The organism is Shewanella violacea DSS12 (genome assembly GCF_000091325.1).
Classification (GTDB): Bacteria; Pseudomonadota; Gammaproteobacteria; order Enterobacterales; family Shewanellaceae; genus Shewanella; species Shewanella violacea.
Window position 1 is genome coordinate 812,190 of record NC_014012.1, and the last position, 15,382, is coordinate 827,571.

The window sequence follows — 15,382 nt, forward strand, 5'->3', positions numbered from 1 at the left end:
CGATACTAATGCACCGCTTCGCCAAATGACTTTTAGTGTCGTGTTTACTGGCTTATGTTTGACGGTTGTTAGCTTTACTTTTGCTATATATACTGGTGCATTCATCGTCGCATCTATATTTTCATTTGTTGCTGTGCTTTTGGGTTGGTTCAATCTAAAGCAGGCACTTGGTTATCTATTTCTATATAAATACCCAGACTCGTGGTATAAACTTCCTAACAAGCTAATAAATAAGGACTAAAACAGTTTTGTGTTTTCGTTGTTCAACATTTTAGCAAACAATTTTAGGGCGTTAGACGCAAGGGAGATTAATCATCTATGGATAGTCCATCCACTTTATTGGTCGTTAGGGATCTCTCTATTTCAAGAGAGTTTTACGTCAACATACTTGGCCTAAATATACTTGAGGAATACGAAGACAGTTTAAAATTTCAAATCGGTTCACATAGCGTATTCATGTTTCAAGGAACAATGGAGGCAACAGATTATGAGCACGGTTTTAATGCTAATTCAGCGTTGGTTTTTACTGTGAGTGATTTGGATGAAAAAATAAAAGAGCTAAAAGAAAACGGTGTTGTTTTTGTTCACGAATCTCCAAATGAAAATAGGTGGGGACGTTATGCCGCTTTTAAAGATCCATCAGGTATTATTCATGAGCTAATGGAATTCTGCACCTAACAAGAAAATAAACAAGGACACGCCACAGTTGGCTCGGTTCCGCTTCGCTACATATTCTAGCCAACTATAATTTTCCCGCTTATCGCGGCGTTACCGCTAATCTGATTGCCATATTTTCCCTTATCAAAACCCCATAAGTTAGAATTCATACGCTAACTCACTTCTGTCCAAAAGTGAGTTACTAGCCAGTAAAACTTAAATCGAAGAAGCTATCTTGAAATTATAGCGGGTGTGAACGCGGCTGTGACCTTCGACAGCAGGGCGAGGTTTCACAGCGTGAAACTATCCGAGCGAGAGATAGGGATATCGAACTGGCTTTTAAACATGGAGGTTGTTTGTCACGGCAGAGCCCACAGGGATTGTGCTTGAATGATATCCTATCTAAAGGCCAGTTCAGCTTCCATGCTTCTCGTTCATAGGCACATGGCTACGCCATATTCACCGTGTTACAGAAGTGTTTGCACTTAAGGTCGCTCTTAGGTATTCATACCTTCACGACATTCGTATATCCCTATACAGCACCTGCTGCAAGCAATAAACAACAATGAAGCCATGCTTACCAGCCTCTCTACTCAATACCAAGTGAACCAAACACCAAACCCGTCAAATGAACCCAAGCTAAAAATACTTGCCAACTTGTTATTACACAAGTCTAGAAGCTTGATCCTGGCTGGGACAGAAACTCTACTTCTTCTGGTGTCGACTCGCGTCCGAGGATCTTGTTTCTGTGAGGATAGCGGCCAAACTGGTCGATAATTGCTTTATGCCTGCGTTCAAATTCTAAGTTGCCGGCTGCGGCTTCTCTGTTAAACAGTACCATGGCAATTTCATGGACCTTTCTGGACTCACTGTGCATATAAGGCATAAACAGGAAAGGCACCTGCTTGGCTTTAAGTTCAGTATCTGCGCCTCGGGCCACGGCTTCTTGGGCTAGGGCCAACGCCAAGGGATCGGAAGTGAAGGCCTGTGGAGTATCTCTGTGTATGTTGCGGCAAAATTGATCTAGCAAGATAATCTCGGCCAGGCGTCCCTGGGGCGTGGCGCGCCAATGATAGAGCTCCCCAACCTTAGCTTGCTCGACCAGTAAACCGAATCTGTGTTTTATCAGTGCATCAAATTCAGTATCTTTCACCCACCAAGCCTTAGGCTCTATCTCGTCAAACCAAAAATTGATAATGGTTTCGGGCGTCATATGTCTTGTCTGTGGCTCTCTTTGGGAAAGTGCTTGTTCACTAGTGTTCAAGAGTATTCTCCTGTGTTTAAGCATTCAGTTACTAGCACCTAGGAACTGGTCAATTTAAATCCAATTCTGATGAGAGCGGCCTGTCATGGCTAATGCTCGTTCGGCAATTTCTCTGGCGTCACTCAGAGGCAAGTAGGGAATAGTCAGGGTACCGCTAGCTAGGCCGAGTTCAAGGCTTGCCAGGCCTTTTTTTCGCTGGCCTTTAGTCTGAATAATCGCTACGTGTTGTATTTTATTTAAGGCAATTAAGTGCCAGCTATGGCCAAGCGTGCCTGTGTGGATCCAGCAGTCACTGCCGTCTAAAAAGTATCCCCATTGTCGATATCGCAAATAGAGACCTAAGCTAAGGCCTACACCTATTAGCCAGAGCAATTCGGTTAGTGGGGTGAATCCCATGGCGATGGTGCTGGCTGCTGGCACCATAATAGGGGCCAAGGCTCGACGCCAGTACCAGCCAAAGTGTATGGGGTGATAGTGTTTGGGAAGCTCTGTAGTCCTGGCTTCTATGCCCTGCATATTTTTCAGTAGTGCAGACACTGTGCGGCGAGTCATGCTTGGCACTAACATATGACTCTGGGACTTTTGCTCGACTTCTGTGCCTTTTACTTGTTTGAAATAGACTGTCCACAGCTTGAGCAGCCTAGCTATGATAGGTTGTGAGAATCGAATGACCTGAATTCGCTGTAGGGCCAGCGCATCACTCTGTTTAGCGATAATACCGCCACTCCTGTGTAAGGTGCTGCTGTTTCGGCTCAAGTGATAGGGATAATATTTGAGGACTGAGGCGGCCATCGAGACTAATGACAGCAGCAAGCAGAAGCTAATAAATAACAGACTAGCAAATAGGACTTGGTAAAGCAGATTGGTGCCGACAGCTTGCTCATACCAGAGCCATGCCGATTGAGCTAGATGAGTATCAGCCAGTTGTGACCAGTCAAGTTGTCCAAGGATTGGACCGGAAATAATGACAAACCAAAACAGGTTGTTTTGATATAAGCCAAACAACAATAATGGCTTAAAACCCTTACGAACTAAGCTTTCGCTCTTGGTATTAGGGCTGTTGTTGCCCTGAGTGGCATGTTTGCCTGCACCTTCTGATGTAACGCCTGCTTGAGTGCCATCTTCTCTGTTAGCTTCAACACCTTCTCTTGGTGTGGGAAGAAGAGGGTTAACCAACTTGTGTTTTAATTGGATGGCTTGTCGATAGTTGACCGCGGCGAGTACCGCTTCATCTTCTTTGGAACCGGCAGTCTCCACGACTAAGCTGTAGAGTCCCATAGGCCTGAAATAAAAGGGCTGTTCCAGACGCACATTTTGTATCTTACTCAAGGGGATTTCGTGGGTTTTCTTAAAAATGAGTCCCTGACGAACCCCAAGTTTATCTTCATATAAGCGATAACGAAACATGGCCCATTGAACGATGGCGTAGACGAGTACAGCTAGGGCAACACCGACTGCAGCCACTATGACCCAGGGGGAGTTAAAGCCTTGTTGCCATCCGGTATAGACCACAGGCACCATGGCATAGCCGTTGCTGATCACTAAACGAATCGTATTCAAGGTATAGCTGATTATCGACCAGGGCGAGAGTCCTGACCATAGTGAGAATCTCTTATGCATGTTAGCGCTCACTTTCTGTGGTGAGGCTGGCGGTTTTCGATTCTAGTCCCTCAAGACTCGTATCTTGGGAGGTATCAGTGGAGCGATTTATGCTTGGCTCTAGATTGATGCTCGAGTCTAGATTGATGCTTGGCTCTGGATTGATGCTCGAGTTTGGATTTATGCTCGAGTTTGGATTTATGCTTGAGTTTGGATTTATGCTTGAGTTTGGATTTATGCTCGAGTTTGGATTTATGCTTAAGTCTGGATTTATGCTTGGCTCTGGCTCGATACTAGGCTTAGCACCTTGGTTGGCTATGCCTGCCTTAGCCAGCAGATGCTGCCTGAGTTTTTCGGCGGTTCTGCTTTCTAAACCAGGTAGCTCTATCTCGGCGCTGCCGCTACCGGCACTGAAGCACTTAAGTGTGTGTAGGCCAAATTTTCTCTCTAAGGGTCCTTGAGACAAGCTGATATGTTGCAGTCGGCTATAAGGTAGGGAGATACGTTTAAACCAGATTATGCCTTTTTGCATCAAGAGCTCGTGGTCACACACGGCGAAGGCAATTGACTTAGCATGGGCATAAGATAACCAGGTGATGATACCAAGAATCAGGCCTAGAACAGACAATGCAGCCAGGGCTATTTTAATCGGTAATTGTGCGACTAAGATGATAAACACTGATACTAGGCTGAAAAGAACTAAAGCCCCTATGATGCTCTCACATAAGACTTGGGTGTAGTGGCGTGGATCCACTGGAGTCAAAGGGACTTGATCGAAACCAAGCCAGTCTGACTGGGCTTGATTCTGTCTGGGCAACTTATGCTCTGTGTCGCTGGTTTTTTCTGCAACTCGCTCATGGGCTTGTAGGTTAGCCGCGGCATTACCTGAAGCATTACCTGAAGCATTTTCTGCAGCCTTGTTTGTAGCCTTAACCAAATCCTTGGGGTTATCCATCTCTTCTCTGTTTTTTCCTATTATCAGAAAATCACTATATCAGGATCTCATCAATAATCAGAAAATCAATGTGTCAGAAGCCCATCAAGAAACTCTAGGCCAGATATATTTAACAAGAATTTAGCGGCTCGCATTAGCGCATCAATAATCAGAAAATCAGAAGCCCATCAAGATACTCTAGGCCAGACATATTTAATAAGAATTTAGCGGCTCGCATTAGCATCAGCATAAATGAGCCAGAATCAATTCACACTCAAGTATCCGTTAATAATGTGCTATTTTATCAATAGGTAATTGATTAACCACTATCTGATAAATAGGTATTTTTGTGGATATAGAAGTCTCTAAACAGAAAAAAGCATTTTTACGTAAACTCTATCTGGCTCATACCATCGACAGCGATCAGCATAACTTGCTCTCTTTGAATAAATTAACCGGCATGCCTAGAAGAACCCTGCAAGATTCGATAGCCGCCCTGAGCGATATCGGTGTCGAGTGTCAGTTCATCCAGGATGGGGAGCGTAATAATTCGGGACATTACAAGATTAGTAGCTGGGGACCCATAAGCTCAGCTTGGGTAGATACACATCTGGATGAGATAACTAAGCTGCTTGCTTAGATCTCTTGTTTATTGAATAAAATTAACCCCGTGATACTTAGCTGTATCACGGGGTTAATCAGCTAATCCTTAAGATAAGCTGTCTATCTTCATTTTTAGCTGAGATGTCTCACACGCACACTCTACTCCACTAACACTCCACTCAGAGTCAGCTTCATTTCTTATCACTCAGGTCATCACTCTGCTTATAAATCGGCATGTGGACCGAAGACTTCGTAATGAATACGGCTATCTTCGACGCCTATCTCGATGAGCTGCTGTTTAACAAAGCTCATAAAGGCGACTGGGCCGCATAGATAGAAGTCACCTCTAGCTAAAGGTAGTTCGGCTTTTATCGGGACTAGGTTCATAAAGCCCATATGGCTGTTGACGCTGCCACTATTACTCTGGTTCAAGCTTTGGCAATTCAAGCTTTCCTGCTCATTGCCATCGAGCTCTCTGTACCAGGTATGTTGAGTCAGGGTGAGAGTATTTGTCAGCGCCTGCACTCGCTCATTGAATGAGTGTTGGGCCAAGTTTTCACAGGCATGTAGGTAGAATACCGGCTTGTCGAACGCTTTCGAGGCAAGCATCTCCAACATAGACTGCATAGGGGTAACACCTACACCTGCCGAGATGAGTACCACAGGCTCGTTACGCTCCACATAATGAAAATCCCCAGCCGGTGGGAATATATCCATCACGTCGCCTATATTCAATTGGTCATGTAGGTAGTTGGAAACGGTTCCCGGCTCATCCTTAGGGTTTTTGGCGTCTTCTCGTTTTACCGATATACGGTAGGTCTTGCCATTGGGCTTGTCCGATAGCGAGTATTGACGCATCTCTCGGTACTCATGATTGGCAGGTTCAACCTTGATGCCCAGATACTGACCAGCTTGGTAATCGACTACTGGCTCGCCATCGACTGGGGCTAGAACAAAGCTGGTGACCAGAGCCGATTCTTGCTGCTTCTCAACCAGCTTAAACTGTCTTGCGCCCAGCCAGCCACCGACTTGATTGGCATTTTTTTGGTAGAGTTCATCTTCTCGGTTGATAAATATTCCGGCCAACAGGCCGTAGGCTGCGGCCCAAGCCTCTTCGACTTCGGCGGTAAAAGCCTCTGGAGCCAGCTCTCGTAATGTGGCTAGCAGGTGGTGCCCCACAATCGGGTAGTGCTCAGGTTGAATATTTAAGCTGGTATGCTTATGTGCGATACGTTCCACAGCCCCAGAAAGTGCCCCTAGGTTGTCGATATTCTTAGCATAGGCTGCTATGGCGCCAAACAGCGCCGCTGGCTGGCCACCGGTGCGTTGATTGGTCATATTAAAGATGTGTTTAAGCTCAGGGTTATGCTTAAACATGCGCTGATAGAAGTATTCGGTAATGCCTGTACCTGCAGATTCTAATAGAGGAATAGTGCTTTTTACCAGTTCGATATGCTTTGCAGATAACATATTTATATCCTTCATTTTTATGGGTGACTATAGCTGTCATCCCTTAGGGTGATTGTCTTATTTATACTTTTCTAACTTGAGTGTATTAATTCATGAACGTCATAATTGGTGCGTCACTTTCTCGCGGCTTATCTTGATTGGCTTGGGGTTCGCTGATCTGATTCAATGTCTGGCTCATAGCTGAATCGCTCCTAATCCATGTAGGCCGATACAGCGTATAACGTAGCCAATCTTGATGGCTGTGGCGCACAAGATAAGCGTGATATGGCTAGCGACTTGGGCCCACAATGAAAACTGCTCTGCATGGGCGTAAGCCACAAAAATAGACAGCAAGATACCCAGTACCGCAATTAACATGACTGCATTGCCAGTGTGCAATGCCAGCTTAAATCCCCTAGGACTAGGCTTGAGCGAATCTTTGCTGAACTCAGTGTCATGAGTGAAGCTGAAATCATTAGCTTGAGTGGCATGCATGGTGGAACTCCTTAAACCTGAGCCTATGTCTGAGCCAGATTGTTAGTTCAAGTAACTGATACAGAACCTATATCTTGTTAACACTGCTAATCTCGTGCCAAGTTAATAAAGTGATTATTTACAACAGGTTAATTTATTTTTGAATGTTGAATGAGTCAAATAGACTCTGGATTTTGGAGTCGATTTGACTCTTGTGATGTGTTTTTTGAATTTGCATGTTATGGTCAGTTTATACTTCATATGACCTGGCTCGTTTGAGCTGACAAGAGTGCGGCAACTTTTATGACCATGATAGATATCTCTTCCACGGCCTTGATAGAATTGGCCCTAGATTTGGCTAACAGTTTGACCACCAAAGATCGCTTCGACCGCTTACTGAGCACAGTGCGTCGGACTGTGAATTGTGATGCCGTTGTCTTGTTGCACGTTCAAGGTGAGAGGTTAAAACCTTTAGCCCAGCAGGGATTGAGTAAAGACAGTCTGGGGCGACGCTTCGATATCCAGGCTCATCCCAGATTCGAGATTATCTGTGGATCTCAAACTCCGGTGCGCTTCGCCGCCGACTGCATGCTTCCCGATCCCTATGACGGCATGCTATTAGGCCATGAAGGCGACCTTCCGGTTCATGCCTGCATGGGCCTGCCACTGCTGGCCGATGGCCTGCTCATTGGAGTGCTGACCTTAGATAGCATGACCCCGCAAGTATTCGATGAGCTACCTAAGCGCACTTTAGACGTTATCTCGTCCATGTCGGCGGCAACCCTAAAAACGGCTATTTTACTCCAAGAGCTGGAGAGTCACTCCCTGCACAGTCAGGAGCTGGTTGCCGAGCTGACAAACGAGGCTTTAGTTAAGGACGGTGGCGAGCTGATTGGCGATAGTCCTGTGATGTTAAAGCTAAAGCGAGAGATCGATATGGTGGCAGTTTCAGGTTTTTCGATCCTCATAGAAGGCGAAACAGGCGTAGGCAAAGAGTTGGTGGCCAGAACCTTACATAGGCAATCGGCGCGTTCCGATGGGCCCTTGGTCTATGTTAACTGCGCCGCACTGCCGGAAAACTTGATCGAGAGTGAACTGTTCGGCCACGTTAAGGGGGCATTCACCGGGGCCGATAGGAATCGAACCGGTAAATTTAGCCTAGCCGATGGCGGCACTATCTTTCTCGATGAGATTGGTGAGTTGCCACTTGGCGTACAGAGCAAGTTACTGCGGGTGCTGCAGAGTCAGGAGATCCAGCCCGTGGGTAAAGATGCCACCGAGCAGGTCAATGTTCGCATCTTAGCGGCGACCAACAGGAAGCTTAAGCTGGAGGTGAGTGAGGCAAGGTTTAGGGCCGATCTCTATCATAGGCTGAGTGTCTATCCCATATCTGTGCCTCCTCTTAGGGAGCGGGAAGGGGATGTGACCCTGCTCGCTGGGTATTTTATCGAACAAATTAGGCGAAAATTGGGGATCCGTCAGCTGGCAATCGATGCCTCGGCCATCAGCATACTCAATCGCTATGATTGGCCGGGTAATGTTCGCGAGTTGGAACATGTGATAGGTCGCGCCGCACTCAGAGCCAAGGGGCGTGGTGATCAGGCTATCGTAAGAATAGACACCAGACATATTGAGCAACTGGTGGACTCGGTGGAACGTTCAGAGGGTCTCTTGTTATCTTCATCCTCCAATGGGTTAAATACCGATGTGTTAACGACTGTATTAACGGCTGGGCTTGTGGTGGATAAAGGGACAAGTGTAAGTTTAAAGCTGGAGACGGAAGCGTTTCAGTGCAAGCTTATTACCCGAGTCTTGAGTCAGGAATCAGGCAACTGGTCGGCTGCGGCGAAACGCCTGCAAACAGACAGAGCCAACCTGAGTAGGTTAGCCAAGAGGTTAGGCATCAGTGTGACAAAAGCTGTCACCTTAAGCACTGATTAGCCTCTAGTGGTGAGAGAGGCGTTGTTAATGATAAATGCTTAATAATTACCTGAGGAGAGAGTCTATGAACAAGAGTAATTTTTTCGACAAGATACCAGAGGATCTGACCGATGAGGCCTTCGAGCAGATTGGTGGTAATGACAAAATTCTCATAGAGAGGATTGTCTCTAAGGCTCACGTGACTCCCGAAGGCCAGTGGTACGATCAAGACCGTAGTGAATGGGTGATGGTATATACCAACCTCATTAAATATCTGCTCAGTTCAGAGCCACTCAGGCTTTTCAATTCAAGGCGCATTGATGTAGAAATGGTCATTCCCTTTTAAGTCAGTGCAACACTGAAGTGGAACGTCTGAGTGGCTCACGTAGTGCGGCCGATGTTTAAAGCAAAGGGCAAAGCACTTTATGCTGCGTTACATGTTCTTGATATAGCATAACTATTAGCTTCCAACATCCGCCTTGCCTACAGCGCTTTGAACTCCCGCTGAAAGAACACATATTTAATAGGGTTGGTATTAAAGGTGAGGCCAAACTGCAATTTGAGCAAGGGGAGCTGGTACATCTGAAGGTGGGTGATTATGTCGATATTGCCGCCCACTGTAAGCATAGAGTCACCTGGACCAGCACTGAGACTGAAACCCTGTGGCTGGCGGTGCATTACTTATTGTGACTTTTGCTTTTCGTTCCAAGAAAAATTTCCCCGATAACATATATCGACTCGAACGGCTTTGAATCAGGCTAGCAAAAGCACTGTGAGTCGATCACTTTCTTATACTTGTTGGTATTATGTTATCTTGATGAACAAGAAAATATCAGAAAAATTGTATTGCACACTTTTTAAGGAAGAAGACATGGGATTATTAGATTCATTGCTGGGCAACGCTTCGGAAGTTAACCTTGAAGAACTTGCCGACGAGTTAGGTCCAATCTTGGCCGACAACGAAGAGCTGCACTTAGCTTATAAGCTAATCCGCGACATGTTTGTGTTTACCAATAAACGTCTCATTCTTATCGACAAGCAAGGGTTGACCGGCAAGAAGGTTAGCTATCATTCCATTCCCTACAAGGCTATTACGCATTTCGAGGTGGAAACCGCAGGACGCTTCGATATGGACTCAGAGTTGAAGTTGTGGATCTCGGGTCAAGATAAGCCACTAGTCAAAGAGCTGAAGAAGGGCACAGATGTGGTCGGCATTCAGAAGACCATAGCCAACTTCATGTTATAACCTTCTCGTTATACATAAGTCGTTATAAATAAGTCGTTATAAACAGGATTAAGCTCCGAGTTTATAGTTCCGAGCTTAGCTGGGGTGATTTACCCGCTACTGGCCAGATATTTTAATAAGCGGTAGATCTTTAGGGCGCATGTTTCAATATTGCCAACTTAGTGGCTAAGATTGATCACTGATTCATGTATAAGGTAGTTAGGTTTACTTTTACAAGACTTGGTCGGAGATTGAGAGCCTATATCGAGCCTAATGTCATAGGCCATGATGCCAATATTGGTGTTTTTCTCATAGTCGGGATTGCTGTGCTCGAAGCCATAGGAGGTGGCTGGGCTGACGATGAGGGGGATGATTTTTCCTTGTGGGCTGGTTAAATTATCTTTGAAAAATGCATGGGCATGGCCGCTTAAAATAGCCAAGGTTTGCGGGTGTATGGCTGCAACAACATCAAGATTATTTTCAATGCCTATCTGGGTGAACCACTTGGCACCCAAATTAACCACAGGGTGATGAATTACCACTATGGACCTATATTTCCTGGTGAACTGCTTTAAAGAACTAAGGGCTTTTCTTGCTACGCGACCGGCGCCGAGAGACATGTGAGCTAGGGGTTTTGGGCTAGAATCGACAAAACATAGACTCAAATCATCGCCAAGATGGACATGGCTTTTCACTTGGACTCTACTGCCTTTAAATACTGACTTCATCATAGTCAGGTCATCATGATTACCCGCAATGGCAAAGATTCTGTCGATTGAAGAGTGCGCCTGAACGATTGCTTTAAATTGCGTATATATCTCAATGTTAGGATCGCAAACCAAGTCGCCAGTTAGTAGGAGTATATCGCCATCACCCTGCAGTTCAATTAAGGCTAAAGCACGAATTAAATTATCCCTTGGCTGCGCTTCATCCAGATATAAGTGACAATCACTGACCTGATATATTTTCATTTTACCCTTAAGGTTTTTTTAGTCTTGTATGTCTAGGCCAGTTAAATCGAAGAGATAATTTTCTGAACGATGAGAATATAACTAAGTTCAACCTAAGCCTTATTTTTGCACGCTTTAGCCATCCCTACCAATCTAGATGCTGTTTACTTCTACGACACTATGGTTATTTAACTTAGGCGGTTATCTTGGCAAGGGGCGGATAGTGGTTGGCAGCATTGATGACTTATGGTCTTTTTCGCTGTCGCTTTATACCTATTTAGTTTCGAGGGGGTATCCCCATGGTACATAGGTATTTTATTATCCTTTCAGGTCCATTTTAACCTATCTCATTAGACTATTCGATACCTTGACATTAGCGGAGCCTTAAGTGAATATCGATACAAATTGAAATAAAGCACACTAATAATTAACAGGTTGTTAACCAAGGTTAATGCCTGTCTCTACAGTAAATATATCAAGGGGCAATCTATGTCTTATCGCGCGATCACACTCGCTTTACTGCTCATTTTACCTGCAGCAGTTCACGCTGAAAATTATTCTATCGGTACCGGTGGTCAAAGCGGTATTTATTATCCATTTGGTGGGGCGTTAGCCAAAATTTGGTCTGACAAGATCCCTGGGGTTAATGTAAAAGCGGAAGTGACCGCAGCATCAGTTGAGAACACCATCAAGGTTGTTCGTGGTGACATGATCGCCGGTATTGCCATGGGTAATGTAGTACTCGATGCCTATAAAGGTGAAGGCAAGTTCCGCAGTAAGATGCCAGTTAAGACCTTGTTTGCCCTCTATCCAAATCTGGTACATACCTTGGCATTGGAAAAGTCTGGGATTAAATCTTTAGGCGATCTTAAGGGCAAGCGTATCTCCTTAGGCGCCCCGGCAAGTGGTACAGCGGTAACGGCCGCAGCCTTGCTGGCCTCTGTTGGTATCGATGTGAAGAAAGATATCGATGCGGTTTACTTAAACTACAGCGAGACTACCAATGCGCTAGCTAATGGTCAGATTGATGCAGGCTTTATCGTCGGCGGCCAAGGTGTTGGCGCAGTGACTCAAATTTCATTGACTCATAAGGTCAATATCATTCCTATCTCCGATGCCCAGAGCACAGCCTTTATCGAGAAAAACCCAGCTTATAGTAAGTACACCATACCAGCCGATGTGTACAACAAGGTGGGTGAAGTGTCTACCTTGAGTGTGTGGAACGTGGTTGTCGTTAGCGCCAAGATGAGTGATGAGATGGCTTACAACTTGACTAAGTCAGCATTTGAGAACATGGGCGAAGTGCGTAAAGTAGTTAAGGTTGCAGAAGCGACTACGCCCGAAAATGCCCATCGATTAGCCGGTGTTCCGCTGCATATAGGCGCTCAGAAGTATCTGGATTCATTGGCTCAGTAAGCATATTTCAATTTAATAAATTCAATGGCATGAATGCAAGGGTAGCTTAATGAGCTACCTTTATTTTTTCTGATATATCCTTTTAATTTTTGTTGATGCCTGATGTAGCCGCTTCCTTGTCTAAGCAAGTGATCACCTTGGCATTGACCCATGAGGACATGATATGACCCAAACTAATAATATAACATTAGGTCATGATGAACCTGTACTCGAAGACATTCCTTCAATAGATGTGTGCAGTTCGGCTAGCCTGATTAAAGCTGATCCTTTGCCGAATGAAGGGGTATTCAAGTTACTGGGTTATCTTATTTTGACCTTGGCCGTGTCTCTGTCGGCGTTTCAAATCTGGCAGGGGATCACCTCCACCATTTCGGCGACTTATTTTAGACCCGTGCATCTGAGCTGGGTGCTGGTGCTGATCTTTCTGAATTATCCCTTGATTAGTGACCGATATAATAAGGGCTATTTGCCTGGTCGGGTGTTGGATCTGGCGCTCTGTGGCTTGGCATTGTTTGCCGCCTACCGAATGAGTATCTTTGATTACAACGATATCGATCACTTGCTCTATGGTCTTAAAATGCCAGATTTGCTGGCGGGCAGCGCCCTGCTGCTGCTCTTGATGGAGGGCTGTCGCCGTACTGTAGGCTGGGTGATGGTGCTGATATCTGCGCTATTTTTATCCTACAGTGCCTTTGGTGACATACTGCCCAGCGCGATAGCGACTAAGGGCTATTCGCTGCAAGAGCTTATCCAGTTTCAGATTTATTCTGCAAATGGGGTATTTGGCTCGGCCCTAGGGATAGCGGCCACCACGGTATTTATCTTCGTACTCTTTGGCGCCTTCTTAGAAGTGACAGGTGCGGGAAAATTTTTCATCGATTTATCCTTCTCTATCGCAGGTAAGTATCGCGGCGGTCCTGCAAAGGCCGCTGTATTGGCATCCGCTGGTCTTGGCTCAATCTCGGGGTCGGCGATAGCCAATACTGTGACCACAGGCTCGGTGACCATACCCATGATGAAGCAGCTGGGCTATAAACCTGAGCAGGCGGCGGGAATCGAGGCTGCCGCATCCACTGGCGGGCAGATCATGCCACCTATCATGGGGGCGGGCGCCTTTGTGATGGCGCAGTTTACCGGGGTTCCCTACAGCGAGATCATGCTAGCTTCTATCGCACCGGCTATTCTCTACTTCTTCTGTACCTTACTCTACGTGCACTTGATGGCTTGTAAGTTAAACCTCAAGGCTGTGAGCCGCACCGAAGCGGTGATTTCTGTGATGAAACACGGCGCCCATTATTTGATTCCACTGGGTTTGATCACCGCACTGCTGATGATGGCCTATTCGCCATTGTTAGTAGGTGTTGCCGGTTGTGGGGCAATCTTAGTGACGGCAGCGCTGCGTAAGCACAGTCGTATTGGCTTGAGTCAATTTATTCAGGGGATGAAAAACGGTGCCTTGATGGCGCTGCCTATCTCGGTGGCCTGCGGCGCGGCGGGGATTATAGTCGGCGTAGTGGGCCAAACTGGCATTGGCTTACAGTTCACTCAGTTCGTGATGGAGTTTTCCGGTGGTTACATGCTGGTGGCTCTCGGGCTTATCAGTATCGTCGCCTTGATATTAGGCATGGGATTACCTGTGACCGCGGCTTATATCGTACTCGCCGTGATGGCTGTGCCCATGTTGGGGGACTTTGGTTTGCCCTTACTGACGGCGCACCTCATCATCTTCTGGTTGTCTCAGACCTCAAATGTGACCCCGCCGATTGCACTAGCAGCCTTTGCCGCAGCCGGTGTAGCCAAGGCGAACCCGATGAAATCTTCGGTGGAGGCTTTTAAGCTCGCTGGTGGCCTGTTTATCATTCCTATCATGATGGCTTATACGGATTTGATAAACCCAGAGGCGAGTGTATTGGAGTTTGGTTTTGCTATCGCTCAAACAGCGGCAATCATACTGGCACTAGCAATATCCATCGAAGGATATCTATTGCGACCTCTGTCTAAAATGGAACGTATTATCGCGTTCATGATGGCCCCCTTGATCTTGTTTAACTTTTTCGGCGTCGGCTTTGTGGGAATATTGGTGATATGCGGTCTGATACTTATGCAGTGGAAAAGTCGGGAGCTGGCAGAGGGGACATAACTGGCGAGATAATGAGGTGCCCAAAGATAAGGTGTTTTCGGTATAGCTTCGACAGCCTTGACTAGTCTTATATCCGATAGTATTAGCTTCACTTAACCTAGGCGACAATCATTTAAATCTAAAGGGATTCGTTAATGGGAGATAATATGGCTCGAAGAGTGCTCATCTTTGGTAATTCAGGTTCAGGAAAGTCGACGCTTGCAAAGCGTTTAGCCAGTTCTGATGGCCTAGCCCATTTAGATCTTGATAGTCTGGCCTGGCAGCCCTATGAGCCGCCTAAACCGCCAGAGCGTATGCCGCTTAATGAGTCGGCTTACAAGCTTAAAACTTTTACCCAAGGCAATCAAAACTGGGTTGTAGAGGGATGTTACACGGACCTTTTACAGCTGCTAGTTGGCAATGTCACTGAGTTAATCTTCATGAACTTGCCTGTCGACCTCTGTATCGAGAATGCTAAGCAACGTCCCTGGGAACCACACAAGTACCCTTCAAAACAGGCCCAAGATGCTAATTTATCCATGCTCATCGAATGGATAGCCCAATACGACTTAAGAGATGACACATTTTCGAGGCGGGCTCATGAAGACTTTTACTCTGCATTTCAGGGAAAGAAAACCCGTTATCTCAGTAATCTCAGCTCTACGAGAAACAGCCGAGACATATAGGCAGGCATCGTTAATCATGTGATAAAACACAATGCCTTTTGCTAGCTTCAAATGAAGCTTGAGACAGTTTTTATTTTATTCGCTCA

General features: G+C 45.9%; 14 protein-coding genes. 8 read left to right on the top strand and 6 right to left on the bottom strand.

The annotated features are described in order from the left end of the window. The first annotated feature begins 318 nt into the window (after positions 1 to 318). Positions 319 to 678, top strand: a complete 360-nt coding sequence (locus SVI_RS03225; RefSeq protein WP_013049960.1) for a VOC family protein — start codon at positions 319 to 321, stop codon at positions 676 to 678. Positions 679 to 1,330: 652 nt separating this feature from the next. Here SVI_RS03225 and SVI_RS03230 read toward each other — a convergent pair. The 3 genes from SVI_RS03230 to SVI_RS03240 form a co-directional block, all read right to left on the bottom strand. Beyond that, entirely contained in the window at positions 1,331 to 1,870 is a 540-nt protein-coding gene (locus SVI_RS03230) for a DUF924 family protein (protein ID WP_041419632.1), read from the bottom strand. 105 nt (positions 1,871 to 1,975) lie between these two features. Next, complete coding sequence (locus SVI_RS03235; RefSeq protein WP_013049962.1) at positions 1,976 to 3,541, bottom strand: PH domain-containing protein; 1,566 nt, start codon at positions 3,539 to 3,541, stop codon at positions 1,976 to 1,978. Position 3,542: 1 nt separating this feature from the next. After that, the gene (locus tag SVI_RS03240; RefSeq protein WP_157608646.1) at positions 3,543 to 4,475 is read right to left on the bottom strand and encodes a PH domain-containing protein; all 933 of its coding nucleotides are present in this window, start codon (positions 4,473 to 4,475) and stop codon (positions 3,543 to 3,545) included. Between the two features lie 328 nt (positions 4,476 to 4,803). Between SVI_RS03240 and SVI_RS03245 the strand changes: the two genes are divergently transcribed. Next, positions 4,804 to 5,094: a winged helix-turn-helix domain-containing protein gene (locus tag SVI_RS03245; RefSeq protein WP_013049964.1), complete on the top strand. Its 291-nt coding sequence runs from the start codon at positions 4,804 to 4,806 to the stop codon at positions 5,092 to 5,094. Between the two features lie 185 nt (positions 5,095 to 5,279). Here the strand turns inward: SVI_RS03245 and hmpA are convergent, their stop codons facing one another. Next, on the bottom strand, positions 5,280 to 6,527 hold the full coding sequence (gene hmpA / locus SVI_RS03250) for an NO-inducible flavohemoprotein (RefSeq protein WP_013049965.1): 1,248 nt from the start codon (positions 6,525 to 6,527) through the stop codon (positions 5,280 to 5,282). Positions 6,528 to 6,701: 174 nt separating this feature from the next. Further along, the gene (locus SVI_RS03255) at positions 6,702 to 7,001 is read right to left on the bottom strand and encodes a hypothetical protein (protein WP_013049966.1); all 300 of its coding nucleotides are present in this window, start codon (positions 6,999 to 7,001) and stop codon (positions 6,702 to 6,704) included. Between the two features lie 282 nt (positions 7,002 to 7,283). On the opposite strand from SVI_RS03255, the gene norR reads away from it, so the two are divergent. The 3 genes from norR to SVI_RS03275 all read left to right on the top strand — a co-directional run bounded on the left by norR (position 7,284) and on the right by SVI_RS03275 (position 10,146). Beyond that, complete coding sequence (norR, locus tag SVI_RS03260) at positions 7,284 to 8,921, top strand: nitric oxide reductase transcriptional regulator NorR (RefSeq protein WP_013049967.1); 1,638 nt, start codon at positions 7,284 to 7,286, stop codon at positions 8,919 to 8,921. A gap of 64 nt (positions 8,922 to 8,985) precedes the next feature. Next, a complete protein-coding gene (locus tag SVI_RS21800) occupies positions 8,986 to 9,246 on the top strand; it encodes a cupin domain-containing protein (protein ID WP_231847770.1) in 261 nt (86 codons plus the stop codon). Between the two features lie 525 nt (positions 9,247 to 9,771). Continuing rightward, a complete protein-coding gene (locus SVI_RS03275) occupies positions 9,772 to 10,146 on the top strand; it encodes a PH domain-containing protein (RefSeq protein ID WP_013049970.1) in 375 nt (124 codons plus the stop codon). A gap of 158 nt (positions 10,147 to 10,304) precedes the next feature. On the opposite strand, the gene SVI_RS03280 is transcribed toward SVI_RS03275, so the two are convergent. Beyond that, complete coding sequence (locus SVI_RS03280) at positions 10,305 to 11,096, bottom strand: metallophosphoesterase family protein (protein ID WP_013049971.1); 792 nt, start codon at positions 11,094 to 11,096, stop codon at positions 10,305 to 10,307. Positions 11,097 to 11,564: 468 nt separating this feature from the next. Here SVI_RS03280 and SVI_RS03285 point away from each other — a divergent pair, with 468 nt between their 5' ends. The 3 genes from SVI_RS03285 to SVI_RS03295 all read left to right on the top strand — a co-directional run bounded on the left by SVI_RS03285 (position 11,565) and on the right by SVI_RS03295 (position 15,296). After that, complete coding sequence (locus SVI_RS03285; protein ID WP_041419634.1) at positions 11,565 to 12,491, top strand: TAXI family TRAP transporter solute-binding subunit; 927 nt, start codon at positions 11,565 to 11,567, stop codon at positions 12,489 to 12,491. A gap of 163 nt (positions 12,492 to 12,654) precedes the next feature. Beyond that, positions 12,655 to 14,631, top strand: coding sequence for a TRAP transporter permease (locus tag SVI_RS03290; RefSeq protein ID WP_013049973.1), 1,977 nt, complete (start codon positions 12,655 to 12,657; stop codon positions 14,629 to 14,631). Between the two features lie 146 nt (positions 14,632 to 14,777). Beyond that, positions 14,778 to 15,296 carry an AAA family ATPase gene (locus SVI_RS03295; RefSeq protein ID WP_172634428.1) on the top strand — a complete coding sequence of 173 codons (519 nt, stop codon included), beginning with the start codon at positions 14,778 to 14,780 and terminating at the stop codon, positions 15,294 to 15,296. Positions 15,297 to 15,382 lie beyond the last annotated feature (86 nt).

Coding starts and splice junctions, on each gene's coding strand:
- SVI_RS03275 (WP_013049970.1), top strand. CDS start 9,772: ATGGGATTATTAGATTCATTGCTGGGCAACGCTTCGGAAGTTAACCTT.
- SVI_RS03280 (WP_013049971.1), bottom strand. CDS start 11,096: ATGAAAATATATCAGGTCAGTGATTGTCACTTATATCTGGATGAAGCG.
- SVI_RS03295 (WP_172634428.1), top strand. CDS start 14,778: ATGGCTCGAAGAGTGCTCATCTTTGGTAATTCAGGTTCAGGAAAGTCG.
- SVI_RS03285 (WP_041419634.1), top strand. CDS start 11,565: ATGTCTTATCGCGCGATCACACTCGCTTTACTGCTCATTTTACCTGCA.
- SVI_RS03290 (WP_013049973.1), top strand. CDS start 12,655: ATGACCCAAACTAATAATATAACATTAGGTCATGATGAACCTGTACTC.
- SVI_RS03240 (WP_157608646.1), bottom strand. CDS start 4,475: ATGGATAACCCCAAGGATTTGGTTAAGGCTACAAACAAGGCTGCAGAA.
- SVI_RS03235 (WP_013049962.1), bottom strand. CDS start 3,541: ATGCATAAGAGATTCTCACTATGGTCAGGACTCTCGCCCTGGTCGATA.
- SVI_RS03225 (WP_013049960.1), top strand. CDS start 319: ATGGATAGTCCATCCACTTTATTGGTCGTTAGGGATCTCTCTATTTCA.
- hmpA (WP_013049965.1), bottom strand. CDS start 6,527: ATGTTATCTGCAAAGCATATCGAACTGGTAAAAAGCACTATTCCTCTA.
- SVI_RS21800 (WP_231847770.1), top strand. CDS start 8,986: ATGAACAAGAGTAATTTTTTCGACAAGATACCAGAGGATCTGACCGAT.
- SVI_RS03230 (WP_041419632.1), bottom strand. CDS start 1,870: ATGACGCCCGAAACCATTATCAATTTTTGGTTTGACGAGATAGAGCCT.
- SVI_RS03255 (WP_013049966.1), bottom strand. CDS start 7,001: ATGCATGCCACTCAAGCTAATGATTTCAGCTTCACTCATGACACTGAG.
- norR (WP_013049967.1), top strand. CDS start 7,284: ATGACCATGATAGATATCTCTTCCACGGCCTTGATAGAATTGGCCCTA.